The sequence below is a fragment of the Aurantibacter crassamenti genome (assembly GCF_016811105.1).
Classification (GTDB): Bacteria; Bacteroidota; Bacteroidia; order Flavobacteriales; family Flavobacteriaceae; genus Aurantibacter_A; species Aurantibacter_A crassamenti.
Map to the genome: position 1 here is coordinate 564,478 of NZ_JAFBGM010000001.1, position 16,462 is coordinate 580,939.

General features: G+C 33.4%; 11 protein-coding genes. 7 read left to right on the forward strand and 4 right to left on the reverse strand.

Annotation, left to right across the window (positions count from 1 at the left end; genetic code table 11):
• Nucleotides 1-139 precede the first annotated feature (139 nt).
• Together purN and JQC67_RS02445 are read left to right on the forward strand one after the other, a co-directional pair.
• Nucleotides 140-712, forward strand: coding sequence for a phosphoribosylglycinamide formyltransferase (purN, locus tag JQC67_RS02440; RefSeq protein WP_203251273.1), 573 nt, complete (start codon nt 140-142; stop codon nt 710-712).
• The gene (locus JQC67_RS02445) at nt 712-1,347 is read left to right on the forward strand and encodes a ribonuclease H1 domain-containing protein (protein WP_203251274.1); all 636 of its coding nucleotides are present in this window, start codon (nt 712-714) and stop codon (nt 1,345-1,347) included. Before purN ends, JQC67_RS02445 begins: the two co-directional genes overlap by 1 nt.
• Before the next feature lie 99 nt (nt 1,348-1,446).
• On the opposite strand, the gene JQC67_RS02450 is transcribed toward JQC67_RS02445, so the two are convergent.
• Nucleotides 1,447-2,481, reverse strand: coding sequence for an acyl-CoA dehydrogenase family protein (locus tag JQC67_RS02450; protein WP_238934449.1), 1,035 nt, complete (start codon nt 2,479-2,481; stop codon nt 1,447-1,449).
• Nucleotides 2,450-3,055 carry a nicotinamide riboside transporter PnuC gene (gene pnuC / locus JQC67_RS02455; RefSeq protein ID WP_203251275.1) on the reverse strand — a complete coding sequence of 202 codons (606 nt, stop codon included), beginning with the start codon at nt 3,053-3,055 and terminating at the stop codon, nt 2,450-2,452. Before pnuC ends, JQC67_RS02450 begins: the two co-directional genes overlap by 32 nt.
• A gap of 416 nt (nt 3,056-3,471) precedes the next feature.
• Between pnuC and JQC67_RS02460 the strand changes: the two genes are divergently transcribed.
• Both JQC67_RS02460 and JQC67_RS02465 read left to right on the forward strand, forming a co-directional pair.
• Nucleotides 3,472-4,398, forward strand: a complete 927-nt coding sequence (locus JQC67_RS02460) for a PfkB family carbohydrate kinase (RefSeq protein WP_203251276.1) — start codon at nt 3,472-3,474, stop codon at nt 4,396-4,398.
• A 45-nt stretch (nt 4,399-4,443) separates the two neighbouring features.
• Nucleotides 4,444-6,342 carry an amidophosphoribosyltransferase gene (locus tag JQC67_RS02465; protein ID WP_203251277.1) on the forward strand — a complete coding sequence of 633 codons (1,899 nt, stop codon included), beginning with the start codon at nt 4,444-4,446 and terminating at the stop codon, nt 6,340-6,342.
• A 1,068-nt stretch (nt 6,343-7,410) separates the two neighbouring features.
• Here the strand turns inward: JQC67_RS02465 and JQC67_RS02470 are convergent.
• Complete coding sequence (locus tag JQC67_RS02470; RefSeq protein WP_203251278.1) at nt 7,411-8,019, reverse strand: superoxide dismutase; 609 nt, start codon at nt 8,017-8,019, stop codon at nt 7,411-7,413.
• Between the two features lie 106 nt (nt 8,020-8,125).
• Here JQC67_RS02470 and JQC67_RS02475 point away from each other — a divergent pair, with 106 nt between their 5' ends.
• The 3 genes from JQC67_RS02475 to JQC67_RS02485 all read left to right on the forward strand — a co-directional run bounded on the left by JQC67_RS02475 (nt 8,126) and on the right by JQC67_RS02485 (nt 15,687).
• On the forward strand, nt 8,126-11,230 hold the full coding sequence (locus JQC67_RS02475) for a UvrD-helicase domain-containing protein (protein ID WP_238934450.1): 3,105 nt from the start codon (nt 8,126-8,128) through the stop codon (nt 11,228-11,230).
• A 286-nt stretch (nt 11,231-11,516) separates the two neighbouring features.
• On the forward strand, nt 11,517-12,857 hold the full coding sequence (locus tag JQC67_RS02480; protein ID WP_203251279.1) for an OmpA family protein: 1,341 nt from the start codon (nt 11,517-11,519) through the stop codon (nt 12,855-12,857).
• A 76-nt stretch (nt 12,858-12,933) separates the two neighbouring features.
• Nucleotides 12,934-15,687 carry a PD-(D/E)XK nuclease family protein gene (locus tag JQC67_RS02485; protein WP_203251280.1) on the forward strand — a complete coding sequence of 918 codons (2,754 nt, stop codon included), beginning with the start codon at nt 12,934-12,936 and terminating at the stop codon, nt 15,685-15,687.
• Nucleotides 15,688-15,714: 27 nt separating this feature from the next.
• Here JQC67_RS02485 and JQC67_RS02490 read toward each other — a convergent pair whose 3' ends face one another.
• Nucleotides 15,715-16,428 (reverse strand): SDR family oxidoreductase, encoded by a 714-nt coding sequence (locus JQC67_RS02490; RefSeq protein WP_203251281.1) that lies wholly within the window; start codon nt 16,426-16,428, stop codon nt 15,715-15,717.
• Between the last annotated feature and the right edge of the window lie 34 nt (nt 16,429-16,462).

The window sequence follows — 16,462 nt, forward strand, 5'->3', positions numbered from 1 at the left end:
ATTTTAACTGATGGCAAAAATAAAAAACTTTAGATGAATAACACTATTTACAGTTAAAATGTAATGCAATTAAAAAAAATTAGTGCAAGTGTGTTACTTTCGTCTTGTATTTATTTTATAGATAATCACTGTCTTGCCCATGAAAAATATAGTACTATTTGCCTCTGGTTCTGGATCTAATGTTGAAAACATCGTACGATACTTTCAAGACAAGAACAATTCGGTTATCATTTCCGTTGTACTTACTAACAAAAGCGATGCCAAAGTTCTGGATAGGTGTAATAATTTGAATATCAATGGGTTGTATTTCAATAGAAATGCTTTTTACGCAACTGATTGTGTGCGTGATATTTTGAAAAACATAAATCCTGACCTGATCATCCTCGCCGGATTTCTATGGAAAATGCCAGAAAAAATTATTAAAGATTTTCCTTCAAAGATTATCAATATTCACCCCGCTCTATTGCCAAAATATGGTGGCAAAGGAATGTATGGAAATAATGTTCATAAAGCCATAAAAGCTAATAATGAGCAAGAAACTGGCATTACAATACATTATGTGAACGAAAATTATGACGAAGGCGCCATTATTTTTCAAGCCAAAACGCAAATAAATTCATCTGATTCAGTAGAAGATATTGCAAATAAGGTACATGAATTAGAATTTGAGCATTTTCCAAAAACGATAGAAAAATTGTTATTCGAGGTCTAATGGGCAAGAAAAGTAAATTTTATGTTGTCTGGAAAGGTAAGAAAGTAGGTATTTTTGAAACTTGGAAAGACTGTAAAGCACAGATATCAGGCTATAAAGGTGCTCAATACAAGTCATTTTCAACATTTGCAGAAGCCAAAAAAGCTTTTAATGGCAATTACGCTGATTTTAGTAAAACATCATCAAAGGTTACAAAACTCTCTCAAGAAGAACTCTTAAAATACGGCACCCCTAATTATCATTCAATTTCGGTAGATGCAGCTTCAAGCGGAAACCCAGGCATAATGGAATATCAAGGAGTTGATACAAAAACCAAAAAAGTGCTTTTTAAACAAGGACCTTTCAAACAAGGCACCAACAATATAGGCGAGTTTTTAGCCCTAGTTCATGGTTTAGCATATTTAAAAGAGCGCAAAAGCGACCGTATCTTATATACCGATTCAAGAATAGCCATGGGTTGGATTCGTAAAAAAACCTGTAACACCAAACTGAAAGAGACTGCAAAAAATAAAGATGTATTTAATTTAATCAAACGAGCTATAACTTGGCTCAAAGAGAATGATTATAATACGCCTGTTGTTAAATGGGAAACGAAAGCTTGGGGGGAAATTCCTGCAGATTTTGGAAGGAAATAGTGAGGAATTATTAAAAAATCTAATAAATCTGTAGATGAACATTAACTATTCACCTTAAACAAATAGGATAAACAGAGTTGTATTGCAATCTATTTGTAGTTAATGTATATTATTTTTTCCTTCCCTACTAAAAACATGGTGCTGGGTAGCAGTAAAATAATCTCTAAATATTTGATTTAGCGGATGTTCTTTTCTACAGGCCTTAATTCCTAGGTTTGGGTAAACCTCAATTAATGCACGTGAAAAATCGCTGACAGAATCTACAGCGCAACTATGTACTTTTTGCATATATTCTTTCGTAAAACATTTTTGTTCCTGAATTGTATTTTCAATTTCCTCTGAAAAGTGAAAAATTTTCTGATTTGCATAGGAAATAGCTGTTTTTAATGATTGCAACTTTTTATCTGACAAAAAAGGCTGTGATTCTTCCAAAAAATGCTCAACCATTCCTAAATAGTTCACCCAAAGTGTTATATCAACAAAAAGGGAAAACGGGATTTTAAAAATAGGTTGCGAAAGGTAAACCTCATTATATTGAAAACTGTATTTTCTATCTATTTTTACATCATTTACTTCAAATGAATGAGTAACGGTAGCAACTAGCCCCATAGCATCCCAATCAGGCACAACCTTTACTTTTTCCTTTGGAAGAACAAAAGAACGAACCATGGGTGATCCATCTTTTTCCTTTACCTCTTTTCCGTTTTTCAATATTTTTGCATTCAAAGTAAAATGAGATAGATATAAACTACCAGTAGCATATTGCCAATTACCAGAAATTCTATAATAACCTTCATATTCTTCAGCCACACCAAAAACGCCACCACTTCCGCCAAGAATCGGAGGTCGCTCATTTAAAAATAGGAGCTGTGCAATATCTTTGTCTAAATTTCCAACAAAATAATTAGCCCCGCTGCATAACGTAATAGTCCAACCCAAGCTTCCATCAATATAGGCTAGCGTTTTAAGTTTTTGTAAACCTTCACTAAGAGACAACTCTAAACCACCATAACTTTTCGGCACCCATAGATTCCATAGGTTGTGATTTCCAATCCATTCTAATACTTCAGAAACAAAAACAGTTACGCCTAAATTTTGTTCTCTAAGTTGCCGAATTTCGTTCCTTTTCATCATTATTAAAGATTTTTCGCCATTCTATGTAACCTGACACCCCTACTACAAACAAGAATATTGTAAGGCCAGCATAAACATATAGTTCTTTGTACAACAGTAATGGAACTGCAATAACATTACTAATATTAAGATAGATCCAATTCTCCATTTTTCTTTTAGCCATCAACCACATACCTGCCCAGGCAAAAGCACTTACAGTAGCATCCCAGTACGGAACATCTGAATCGGTATAGAAACGTAGCCAAAGCACCATCAGCATAAAACATCCTAGTACTATACCAATTGCAGCTAAATGTTCTCGCTTACTAGAATAAGTAATAAGCGTCTCATTTTTTTTCTTTCCATATTTCCAATACGACCATCCATATATACTCATAGCCAAATAGTACAGGTCTAACAAAATATCGCCATACAACTGAGAACGATAGCGCACCCATATACTAATTAGAATTGCGATAATGCCAAAAAGATAATTATTGATATTATTTTTTCTTGCCAAAAGCACCTGCACAATCCCAAAGGAAGTACCTAAAACTTGAAAGACAGTAAGATTAAAAAAGAAGTCAGCTATCATTATACCAATTGCTTGTTTATGTTTAAACTACCTGGTATTAATGAAATGATTAAACTGGAATAACGATAAGGTTCATCTAAATCTTGAAAATTAGTATACATCCGTAAATAGTATTTACGAATAAAAGGGATATTTATTCTAAAATTAAAAATGACAGTTTACCCTACTAAAGATAATTAAGCTCCAAATATAATCTGCAGCCATCCCTTGGCAACATTACCCGCCCAGGTTCATTGGGTATAATCTCAGCCTATTTACACAAGCACCCCTTTGAGACAAAGCAAAGATAAAGCCTTAATATTTATTTTATAGTACGATTGAAATTATTGCAGTTTATATTTTTTATTATTTGATATAAACACATCTAATATTTCCCTGCACAAAACCGTATATTTGCAGCTTAATTTTTGAAGAATATGGGTAAGCTTCTCATTGTAGGTACAGTAGCTTTTGACGAAATTGAAACTCCGTTTGGCAAGACCGATAAAATTTTAGGCGGAGCCGCAACTTTTATTGGGCTCTCTGCTTCGCAATTTGATGTAGCCTCAGCTATTGTTTCTGTTGTTGGCGATGATTTACCACAAGAATATCTTGATTTACTTGAAAACAAAAACATAGATATATCAGGAATTGAAGTTGTTAAAGGAGGAAAAACTTTTTATTGGAAAGGTAAATACCATAACGATTTAAATTCGCGTGACACGCTAGCAACTGAATTAAATACACTTGCTGATTTCAATCCTATAGTTCCTGAAAATTTCAAAAATGCAGAAATAGTAATGCTGGGCAACCTTCACCCAAGTATTCAGATGGGCGTTATCAATCAAATGTCTGAAAGACCAAAACTTATCATTTTGGATACCATGAATTTTTGGATGGACAATGCACTTGATGAATTATTAGAAGTCATCAAAAAAATTGATGTCCTTACTATAAATGATGAAGAAGCACGACAGTTAACTAATGAATACTCTTTAGTTAAGGCTGCGAAAGAGATTCAGAAAATGGGTCCAAAATATGTAGTTATCAAAAAAGGAGAACATGGTGCGTTACTTTTTCACAAAGAGAATGTATTTTTTGCTCCAGCCTTACCTTTAGAAGAAGTTTTTGACCCAACTGGTGCAGGTGATACCTTTGCCGGTGGATTTTCTGGCTATTTAGCTACAACAAACAATATTAGTTTTGAAAATTTAAAGAAAGCTGTTATTCACGGTTCTAACTTGGCTTCATTTTGTGTAGAACGTTTTGGCACAGAACGAATGCAAGACTTAAAACGTGAAGACGTAAGCAAAAGGCTGCATCAATTTAAGATGCTGACTCAATTTGACATTGAATTAAAATAAATATATGCCCTGAAAATTCGGGGCTTTTTTAATACCTATTTTATAATGAGCGATGCGATAAAGCACGAATGTGGAATTTCACTTATACGCCTTTTAAAGCCATTGGAGTATTACAAAGAGAAGTATGGTTCAGCTTTTTACGGTGTAAACAAGATGTACTTGATGATGGAAAAGCAACACAACCGTGGTCAAGACGGTGCGGGCTTTGCTAGCATTAAGTTAGATGTACCGGTAGGTGCTCGGTTTATGAGCCGAGTTCGATCAATTGAACAACAACCGATACAAGATATTTTTGATAAAATTAATCATAGAATTAATTCAGAGTTACTAGAGCATCCTGAATATAATGATGATGTAGCATTACAAAAAGCTAACATTCCTTATATAGGTGAATTACTTTTAGGTCATGTGCGATATGGTACTTTTGGCAGAAATAGTATGGAAAGTGTGCACCCGTTTTTGCGTCAGAATAACTGGATGCATAGAAACCTTATTGTTGCTGGTAACTTTAACATGACCAATGTTCATGAGCTTTTTGACAATTTAGTTCAATTAGGGCAACACCCTAAAGACATGGTTGACACCGTAACGGTAATGGAAAAAATAGGTCATTTTTTAGATGATGCTGTTGCCAAGCTTTACAAACAAATAAAAAAAGAGGGTTACACTAAACGAGAGGCTTCTACATTAATCGCCGATCGTCTTAAGGTTTCGAAAATTCTAAAAAGAGCTGCAAAAAACTTTGATGGTGGTTATACTATGGCCGGACTTTTAGGGCACGGAGATGCTTTTGTACTTAGAGATCCAGGCGGAATTCGACCAGCATATTTCTACCAAGATGATGAAGTGGTTGTAGTTGCCTCAGAAAGACCAGCAATACAAACCGTATTTAATGTAAAATATGATGATGTAAAAGAGCTTGATCCAGGCCATGCACTTATTATTAAAAAAAGCGGACGGGTTGCTATCGATCAAATTCTTGAACCCAAAGAAAGATTGGCCTGTTCTTTTGAACGAATTTATTTTTCAAGAGGTAGTGACAAAGAAATCTATCAAGAGCGTAAAGAGCTGGGTAAATTACTTTTTCCACAGATTTTGAAATCAATTAATAGCGATATTAAGCACACCGTATTTTCATATATACCGAATACCGCTGAAACATCATTCTACGGTATGGTGAAAGAAGCGCAAAATTATTTAAACAAAAACAAGGAAGAAGAAATTCTTTCAATTGGACCATCTATTTCAAGAGAGAAACTTCATGAAATATTAAAAGTACGTCCACGCATAGAAAAGGTTGCAATTAAAGATGCAAAACTGCGAACTTTTATAACACAAGACAGTAGCAGAGATGATTTGGTAGCACACGTCTATGATATAACCTATGGTTCTGTCAAGAAAGATGATAACCTAGTTATTATTGATGACAGTATTGTTCGAGGCACTACATTAAAGAAAAGTATTATTCGAATTCTTGACCGTTTATCACCTAAAAAAATAATTGTAGTTTCTTCTGCCCCGCAAATTAGATATCCTGATTGTTATGGTATTGATATGGCTAAACTAGAAGACTTCGTTGCCTTCAAGGCTGCTCTTGCACTACATCAAGAAAGAAATACAATGCACATTGTTGATGAGATTTATCAAAAATCGCTAAAGCAAATAAATCAACCTGATAAAAATGTGGTCAATTATGTAAAAGAATTTTACGAACCTTTTACACCGCAAGAAATATCTGTTAAAATAGGTGAGTTATTGACATCAGAGAATATTAAAGCTGAAGTTCAGATAATTTATCAAACTATTGAAAACCTGCATATTGCCTGCCCAAAGAACCTTGGCGATTGGTATTTCACAGGTAATTATCCTACAGATGGAGGTAACAGGGTTGTAAACAAAGCGTTCATCAATTTTTACGAAGGCAACAACCAAAGAGCTTATTAAATAGCTTTATTAATAGTCCATTATCGATGAAATACACCAGATTATGTATTTCATCGATAATATAGGTCATTAATCGTGATTATAACTATTTTGACGTATAGCCAAGCTATTTTTAAACTTGCCATAGCATAAGTAGGTTAAGTTCATGGTAAGATTTGGGGCAAAAAGGTGGAGTTCTCTCCACCTTTTTATTTGGCCAAAATCCAGATAAAATTAATGTGCTATTTGCATTAAAATCTTACATTATTTCTTTTCGCACTATTACAGTAATTATCATTTTTATTAATCACCACAATAAAGCATCGTCAAAATACACTTTAACTGAATATTGGGGAGTTTAACAAAGATGTTTTTCAGCATCGAACACTCGCTTTATATTTGGAGAACCATAGCATAAGTAGGTTAAGTTCATGGTAAGATTTGGGGAAAAAGGCGGAACACAGTTCCGCCTTTTTATTTGCTTTTTTTCTACAATGTTTCCTCTCAAAAAATACTTCAATTATAAAGTCATTACCATTCAAAATAATACATAATTATTATTTCAATTAATTACTAAACTGTTCCATTAAATCACTTTGCTAATATTAATTTGGCACTACATTTTGTCTTCCTTTTCTTATCTTATTTTAAGGCATAAACCACGTTTCAGTAACACAGCCAAAGATTCTACCGTTCATCTAAAACCTTTTTTTAAAGTGCTTATTCGCTCTATTTTTGGAGAACCATAGCATAAGTAGGTTAAGTTCATGGTAAGATTTGGGGAAAAAGGCGGAACACAGTTCCGCCTTTTTATTTACTACAAGCCCAACAGTTAACAAGGTTAAGCTCAAATTCATTAAAATATCCACTTAATTTTCGGTTAATCAAAACCTTAAAAATTCCTAAAATTCCTTTTTTATTTCCTGTAATACCAGTAATTTAGTCTTGCCATAGCATAAGTAGGTTAAGTTTATGGTAAGATTTGGGACGAAAAGGGTAGAGTTTTCTCTACCCTTTTCTATTTACAATTCAAAAAAAAAGCTTCCAAGAAACTAATCTTGGAAGCTTTTTTCAAAAAATGTGGTATTTCTACTTATTTGCAGCAAATAACTCAGCTACTTTATTCCAATTAATTACATTAAAAAATGCATTAACATAATCAGGTCTTCTATTCTGATAATTTAAGTAGTATGCATGTTCCCATACATCTAAGCCTAAGATTGGGTGTCCGCCACAACCTGTATTTGGCATCAAAGAGTTATCTTGATTTGGTGTAGAACAAATTTCTACTTTTCCACCAGGCTGTACACAAAGCCATGCCCAACCTGATCCAAATCTTGTACCAGCAGCTGTGCTAAACTTTTCTTTGAAAGACTCAAACGAACCAAAAGCTGCATTGATAGCATCAGCTAATTCACCTGAAGGACTTCCACCACCATCTGGTGATAACACACTCCAAAACAAAGAGTGATTGTAAAAACCACCTCCATTATTTCGAACAGCCCCGTTAGACATGTCCAAATTCTTTAAAATATCTTCAATTGATTGTCCTTCAAGGGCAGTCCCTTCAATAGCACCATTCAATTTTGTTGTATAACCATTGTGATGTTTTGTATGGTGAATTTCCATAGTACGCGCATCAATATGTGGTTCTAATGCATCATATGCATAAGGCAATTTAGGTAGTTCAAAAGCCATTTTATATAGTTTTTAAATTAATATTCATTGTTTCCAAATTTACATTTTTTAACAAACATAATGCACTAATAATTTGTTAAGAACTCTTTTAGAATTAGTAATTTGCATGAAAAACCACTTGCAACCAACAACTTTCAAAATATATAATGCTTCTGCCGGATCTGGCAAGACCCATACTTTGGTCAAAGAGTACCTTAAAATTGCATTGAGCCAAACAAATAGTTTTAAAAACATACTTGCTATAACATTTACGAATAAGGCCGTAAATGAAATGAAAGAACGTGTTTTAACCAGTCTATTTGATTTTAGCCTCCTTGATTTACCAGAAAAAAGCAAAAGCCTATTCAATGATTTACGATTAGATCTAAATATTTCAACCGAGCAATTACAAAAAAAAAGTGGTGCAACCTTAAAATTAATTTTACACAACTACGCTTACTTTGATGTTTCTACAATAGACAAGTTTACACATCGTGTAATTCGAACATTTGCTAAAGACCTTAAATTACCACAAAATTTTGAGCCTATAATTGAGACTGATTTAATTCTTGATGAAGCTATTTCTAGAGTGGTTCAGAAAGCTGGTACTGATGCGCAACTTACCAAAATACTTATTGAATTCGCATTAGAAAAAATAGATGACAATCGTAGTTGGGATATCACTTTTGACCTTGATAAAATAGGTCAACTTATTTTTAAAGAAAATCATGCTGACCATCTTGAAAAATTAGCATTAAAGAAGATGTCTGATTTTTTACAATTAAAAAAGGATGTAATTAAAAAAATAGCTGCTCTAGAAAAGTTAATGATTGCAGATGCTACAAAAGCAATTGAAGCAATTGAGAGTAGCGGATTAAATTTAGAAGACTTTCCAAGGCAAACCTTACCAAATCATTTCAAAAAATTTATAGAAAAAACTTTCGACCCTTCTATATTATATAAGAATAAGTTACAAGAGAATATAGAAAACGGGGCGATTTTAAAAAAAGGCATTGAGCTACCGTCAAATGAATTTCTTGAAACCATACTTCACTATTATATAAAACTAAAAACAGCAATTTACAATCGGGCATATTTAAAGAACATTTATAAAAACTTGGTTCCCTTAACAGTCTTAAGTGTTATTCAACAAGAAGTAAAGGCTATTGAAAAAGAACGAGATCAAATTCCGATTTTTAAATTCAATCAAATCATTTCAAAAGAGATAAAAAACCAACCCGCTCCATTTATTTATGAACGTTTGGGTGAGAAATATCGCCATTATTTTATTGATGAATTTCAAGATACTTCGGCGGCACAATGGGGTAATCTCATTCCTCTTATTGATAATGCTTTGGCCGGTGAAGGCGGGTCACTCTTTTTAGTTGGTGATGCTAAACAAGCCATTTATCGTTGGCGGGGTGGTAGAGCTGAACAGTTTATTGATTTAGCAGGTGATTTTGAAAATCCGTTTGTAATTAAACCTGAGACTAAAAACCTTCCTGTAAATTATAGAAGTTTTGATGAAGTTGTAAAATTCAATAATGATTTTTTTACCTGGTCAAGTAATCAATTAAACAAACAAGCCTACAAAGATTTATTTATAGAAGGAAACCAGCAAGAAACAAATTCTAAAAAAGGTGGTTTAGTTCGGCTTGACTTTATTACAAAAGAAACCGAAAGCGACACCAGTGAACTTTATTGCAATCAGGTATTATCAACCATTAATGAAGTAATTGAGAAGAACTATCTTTTTAAAGATATCACCATTCTAGTAAGAAGCAATACTAAAGGTGCTTTACTTGCTGATTATCTTTCAGAGCATGATATACCAATTATATCATCAGAAAGTCTTTTGCTTAATAGTAGTTCAAAAGTCCGTTTTTTAGTAGACCTTTTACACTATGCCAGTGGTTTTAAAGAAAAAGCACTCGCTTTTGAAATATTGGCCTTTTTAGCCCCTATTGGCGATAAAAAACATCCGTTTATTTATAATAACCTTGAAAGTCTTGATAATTTTTTAATTGATGAATATGATTTTTCATTTGCCCGTATAGAGCGACTATCAACCTATGATAGTTTAGAGTACGCAATTCGGCAATTTAATCTAGCACCAACATCAGACGCATATATAGTTTTCTTAATGGATGTTATTTTAGAAGTTGAAAAACGAGATGGTGGCAGTATCCAATCTTTTTTAACCTATTGGGAAAAGAAAAAGGAAAAATTGGCAATCGCAAGTCCTGAGAACCTTGATGCTATTCGAATTATGACCATTCATAAATCAAAAGGATTAGAGTTTCCGGTGGTAATTTTTCCTTTTGCAGATGCAAATATTTATAATCGCACAAATAAAATGATGTGGGCACCAGCTGACCCTAATACATTTAATGGTTTTGACGAAGTATTATTATCTGAAAAAAGGGAATTAGCCCAATACCCAAACGAAGCAGCTTTACTATTTGATAGTGAAGAACAAATGATGGAACTTGATGCTATGAATGTTTTATATGTAGCACAAACTAGGGCTGAAAAAGCACTCTACATTATTTCTGAAAGAAAATCAACAACTTCCAAAAATGAAAAAATTGGTAGTTATCCTGATTTGTTCATCAATTATCTAATTAGCAAAAATCTATGGCAAGATGAACAATCTATGTATGAATTTGGACAATTAGATGAACCTTTTGATCAAAAATTAAGTAAAACAAATTCAGCAACACTTTCGTATCAATACTCTTATCGTGATAGACCCAACTTTAATATAATCACAACTGGAGGAATGCTATGGAGCAATGAGCGCGAAGAAGCAATTTCTCATGGAAACTTTATACATTATATATTAAGTCTAATTGAAACCGAAGCAGATCTAGAAAACGCATTGGCGTCAATACTTAAAAATGGCGACGTAGTACAAAGCGATATCTTACCTCTAAAGTCTACTATCCTAAAAATAATACAGCATGAAAAACTTAAGGAATTTTTCACTGAAAAATACACCATATTAAATGAGCGCGACATTTTAACAGCAAAAGGTAAATTACTTCGCCCTGATCGAATCTCTATTTATTCTAATGAAGCTACTATACTTGATTATAAAACCGGAATGAAAAATCCGAAGTATAAAGTACAACTGTATCTGTATGCAGATGCATTAGAAGAAATGGGTTACGTTGTAAAAAACAAAATTATAGTCTATATAAATGATACTATAGAACTAGACCTTATATAAGGTGTATAATTTACCTTTACTGTAAGTTTTCTTAGCAATAAGGTTTTTCTTTCTTGATACTATGAAAGAACAGGCAAAAATTAGAGTAGAACTCCTTGCACCAGACCACTCAAAGCCTGCATATCAAGTTTTCGACGCAACAATATCGGTTAGAAAGGCATTAAATATCGTTGAAATGCCATTTTATGCCAGAAAATGCGATAAAAAAATGAGAAATTGATTTTGTTAATAATATTTAACAACTTACATTTGCGGTTAATAAACACTTAAACTTAAAATTTTGAACATGAAACATCTTAGCAAATTATTGGTTGTTGCCCTACTTGTAGTAGGTTTTAACAACATACAAGCGCAAGACGAGAACAACCCATGGGCTGTTAGCTTCGGAGTAAACGCAATAGACGTATACCCAACAGGCGACGTAAGTTCTTTTGGAAATGAGTTCTTTAATGCGACAGACCACTGGAATATTCTGCCTTCAATATCTACTATTGCAGTATCAAAATCTATAGGTGATGGATTTTCTATTGGAGCTAGAGGTTCTTTAAATAAAATAAGCAAATGGGGTGATGAAACCCGATCTGACCTTTCTTACTACGGTGTAGATGGTACTATTAAGTACAATTTCTTAAAAGAAACTGTTATCGATCCTTTTGTTGAAGTAGGTGGTGGTTATACTTGGATTGACGAAGTAGGCGCTGGTACAGTTAACGGAAGTGTTGGTTTAAACTTTTGGTTCTCTGACAATATTGGTCTTACAGTTCAAACAGTTTATAAGCATGCATTTGAAGATTACTTAGCTGCTCATTTTCAGCATTTAGCTGGTATCAAAGTTAAATTTGGTGGTACTGATACTGATGGTGATGGTATATATGACAAAGATGATGCTTGTCCTGAGGTTGCAGGTTTAGAAGCATTCAACGGTTGTCCTGATGCTGATGGCGATGGAATCGAAGATAGCAAAGATAGCTGTCCAAATGAAGCTGGTTCTAAAGAAATGAACGGTTGTCCTGATGCTGACGGTGATGGTGTTGCTGATAAAGACGATGCTTGTCCTAACGAAGCTGGTTTAGCTAACTTAGGTGGTTGCCCAGATGCTGATGGCGATGGTGTAGCTGACAAAGATGATGAGTGTCCTAATGAAGCAGGTCCTGCTGAAAACAAAGGATGTCCTTGGGCTGATAAAGATGGTGATAGCGTTTTAGATAAAGATGATGCTTGTCCTGATGTTGCTGGAACTGTAGCTAACAAAGGTTGTCCTGAAGTTACTGAAGAAGTTCAAAAGCAATTGAATGACTATGCTAGAACAATCTTATTTTCTACAGGTAAATCAAGCTTAAGTCCAGAATCTACTTCTGTATTTGTTGATATCATCAGAATATTAGGTGAGTATCCAACTGCTAAATTTACAGTAGAAGGTCACACTGATAGTGTTGGTGGTGAAAAAACTAACCAAGCTTTATCTGAAAAACGTGCTAATTCAGTAAGAGATTTCTTAATCGCTGAAGGTATTGCTTCAGATAGATTAACTGCTATCGGTTACGGTGAGGCTAAGCCTATTGCTTCTAACAACACAAGAAGTGGTAGAAAAGAAAACAGAAGAACAGAAATCAACTTAGTAAAATAAGATACTAGATTTCAGTTTAGTAAAATATTTCTTTGAAAGCCCTGACATTATTGTCAGGGCTTTTTTATTTTAGCACATGCAAAGTTTTTTAGAAGAGGTCGTACAACAAATATGTCAAGAATACGACAAGCTAGAAAATATCATATTTATACTTCCTAGTAAGCGTAGTGGTACATTTTTAAGAAAAGCACTCGCACAAACTGCAAATAAAACACTCTTTGCCCCTCAAATACTAAGCATAGAAGGTTTCGTAGAATCTATTTCAGGTTTAACTACTGCAACCCATACACAACAATTATTTGAACTTTATAAGGTCTATAGAACTATTGCTACAGATGAGCAATCAGATTTCTACTCATTTTCAAAATGGGCCAGTACATTACTGCAAGACTTCAATGAAATTGATCGCTATTTAGTAGAGGCCACTGAACTTTTTTCGAACCTAACGGATATACAAGAAATAACGCATTGGTCGCCAGAAAGTGAAAAAACCAAAATGATGGAAGACTATCTTCAATTTTGGAATCAATTAGAACCCCTGTACCATGCCTTTAATGAAAGTTTAATAAACCAAAATCTTGGTCATCAAGGCCTAATCTATAGACGAGCTTTTGAAAATTTAGAAGCATACCTTAATAATACAAATGATAAAATTCACGTATTCATAGGTTTCAATGCCTTGAATAAATCTGAAACCTTAATCATCCAAAAAATAATAGCTGATAATAAAAACAAGATTTTTTGGGATATTGATCAGTACTTCTTAAATGATCAAACACATGATGCCAGTTTCTTCTTAAGAGACTATTTGAAAAATTGGGAATATTTTGAAAATTCAAAAATGATTGGAGTTAGCAATCATTATTTATCCCCTAAGAATATTGAAATTATAGGGTTACCTAAAAATGTTTCACAGTCTAAATATGTGGGTAGCCTGCTAAATAAAATTGAAAATAATGAGAGCGATTCTTTAAAAAATACTGCTGTTATCTTAGGCGATGAAACCATACTAAATCCTATTTTAAATTCAATTCCAAAACAAATTGACCACATCAACATAACAATGGGCTATCAATTGGGCAACACCCCATTGGCCAGTCTGTTTGAACAATTGATCAATTTATATATTAATAAAGAAACGAGAGGTTGGTACCATCGTACAATACTTGATTTACTATCACATCCCTATTTACAAATATTACTCAGCGACGAAAACAACAACTTCGCTCAAAATATATCAAAAACCATTGCATCTCAAAATTGGTCATTTATTCAAAGTAATCGATTGATTAAAATATGTACGGAACAAGAGCAAAATTTAAGTTTATTATTTACAGATGAAATTCCCACTACTGAGATATTCATTTCTAATTGTTTGAAGGTAATTGACATTATTCGCTTAAAACTTGAAAAAAGCACAAACAATCTAGAACTAGAATACCTATACAGGTTTTACAAACTATTCAACCAAATAAGTGAACTAGTACAGCAATACCCTTTTGTAAATGACTTAAAATCGCTTCATAGCCTTTATAAAGAATTGCTTTCTAGCGAAACATTAGATTTTCAAGGTGAGCCCTTAGAAGGATTACAAATTATGGGGATGCTTGAAAGCAGAAACCTAGACTTTGAAACAGTAATTCTTACCTCTGTAAATGAAGGCATTTTACCTTCAGGGAAATCAAACAATTCATTTATTCCGATAGACTTAAAACACAGTTTTGGTTTACCAACCTATAAAGAAAAAGATGCAGTATACACCTATCACTTTTATCGTATACTGCAACGCGCCAAAAACGTATACCTACTATACAATACAGATTCAGATTTGCTAGAAGGAGGTGAAAAAAGTAGATTACTAATGCAGCTTTTGACCGACAATAATAAAATTGGAGACATTAAAGAAACGGTAATATCACCATCAATTTCGCCGATAAAAAAAGAGCTAGTAACAATACCAAAAGATTCCAGTTTAATTGAATTAATTAAGGAACATGCAACTAGTGGGTTTTCACCAACATCATTAAGTAATTACATTCGTAACCCAATAGATTTCTACAAACGAAACTTACTTAAGATTGATGATCTAACAGAAGTTGAAGAAACTGTTGCTGCAAATACATTTGGAACTATTGTTCATGATACTCTAGAAGTTATTTATACTCCGTTTATTGGTAAAGAACTAGAAGTGGCGCAATTAGAGCGTTTGAAAACTAAAATACCAAATTTAGTCAAAATACAATTTGAGAAAACCTACGCCGGAGGTGATTTTAGTACTGGTAAAAACCTCATCGCATTTAACGTCATTGTAAAATACATTGAAAATTTTATTGATATTGAGATTAGCGAAGTAGAGCAACATCGAATTAAAATAGTGGGTCTAGAGAAACAATTTCGTATTACTTTGAATTTTCCAGAACTTGACTATCCTGTATTCTTAAAAGGAAAATTAGACCGTATCGATGAAATTGACGGCCAAATACGAATTATAGATTTTAAGACAGGAAAAGTCGAACCTAAAAATGTTGAAATTGTAGATTGGCTTGAGGTAATTTCTGAATATGAATATAGCAAGGCTTTTCAATTGCTCTGCTACGCACTAATGTATAATGAACAACAACATATTGAAAGTATTGAATCAGGCATTATATCCTTTAAAAACCTACCTGCAGGCGTTTTAAAATTTGCTTTTAAAGACAAAAGAGCAAGAGGTGCAAAAAAATTAACACATATCACTCAAGAAACCTTAGTTGACTTTAAAGAACAATTAAAAAAGTTGATATTGGAAATCTGTAATGCTTCAATTCCTTTAACGGAAAAAGAGATTTAAATACCAACTTTTCTAAATAGTTTATATTTATTTTTTATCTGGTCTACTCGGGCGTACTTCAATTTTACTTGGCAAAGTTCTCGGATGCATTTTTAAAAGATCTAGAACCAAATCACCAATATCTTCAGGTTGAATTTTCCATGCATCTTTTTCATCAGGCTCGTTATTATTAAAATGAGTTGCAACAGAACCTGGCATTATCGTCGAAACTTTAATATCATATTTTCGAAGATCTAACATTACGGCTTGCGTAAAACCAACTACACCAAACTTTGTTGCGTTATAGCCCGCACCTGCAGCAAAAAAATTAGTGCCTGCTAAACTAGCAAGCGTCATATAATATCCTTTTGACTTTTTAAGTGCCTCAACAGAGGCTTTTAAGGTGTAAAACACACCTGTTAAATTTGTATCAATCATCTGATTCCAAAACTCTGGCGTCATCTCATCAACAGGCATAAAATGACCCACACCAGCATTCGCTAGAACTACATCAACCTGTCCCCATTTTTCTAGTATAGCCTCAATAGCCTTTTTTTCATCATCAAACTGACTAACATCAGAAGCTAACGCCAATACATTGTTTTCATCACCTAAATATTCCGCTGCTTGCTGAACCGTTTTTAAAGTACGTCCACTAATGGCAACCTTCATTCCAGCATCAACCAATTTTTTTGCTACTCCAAATCCTATTCCTTTCGAACCTCCCGTAATGTAGGCTACTTTATTTTTTAAGTCTTGCATTATCTTTTTTTTACAAATTACCAATCTGTTTGCA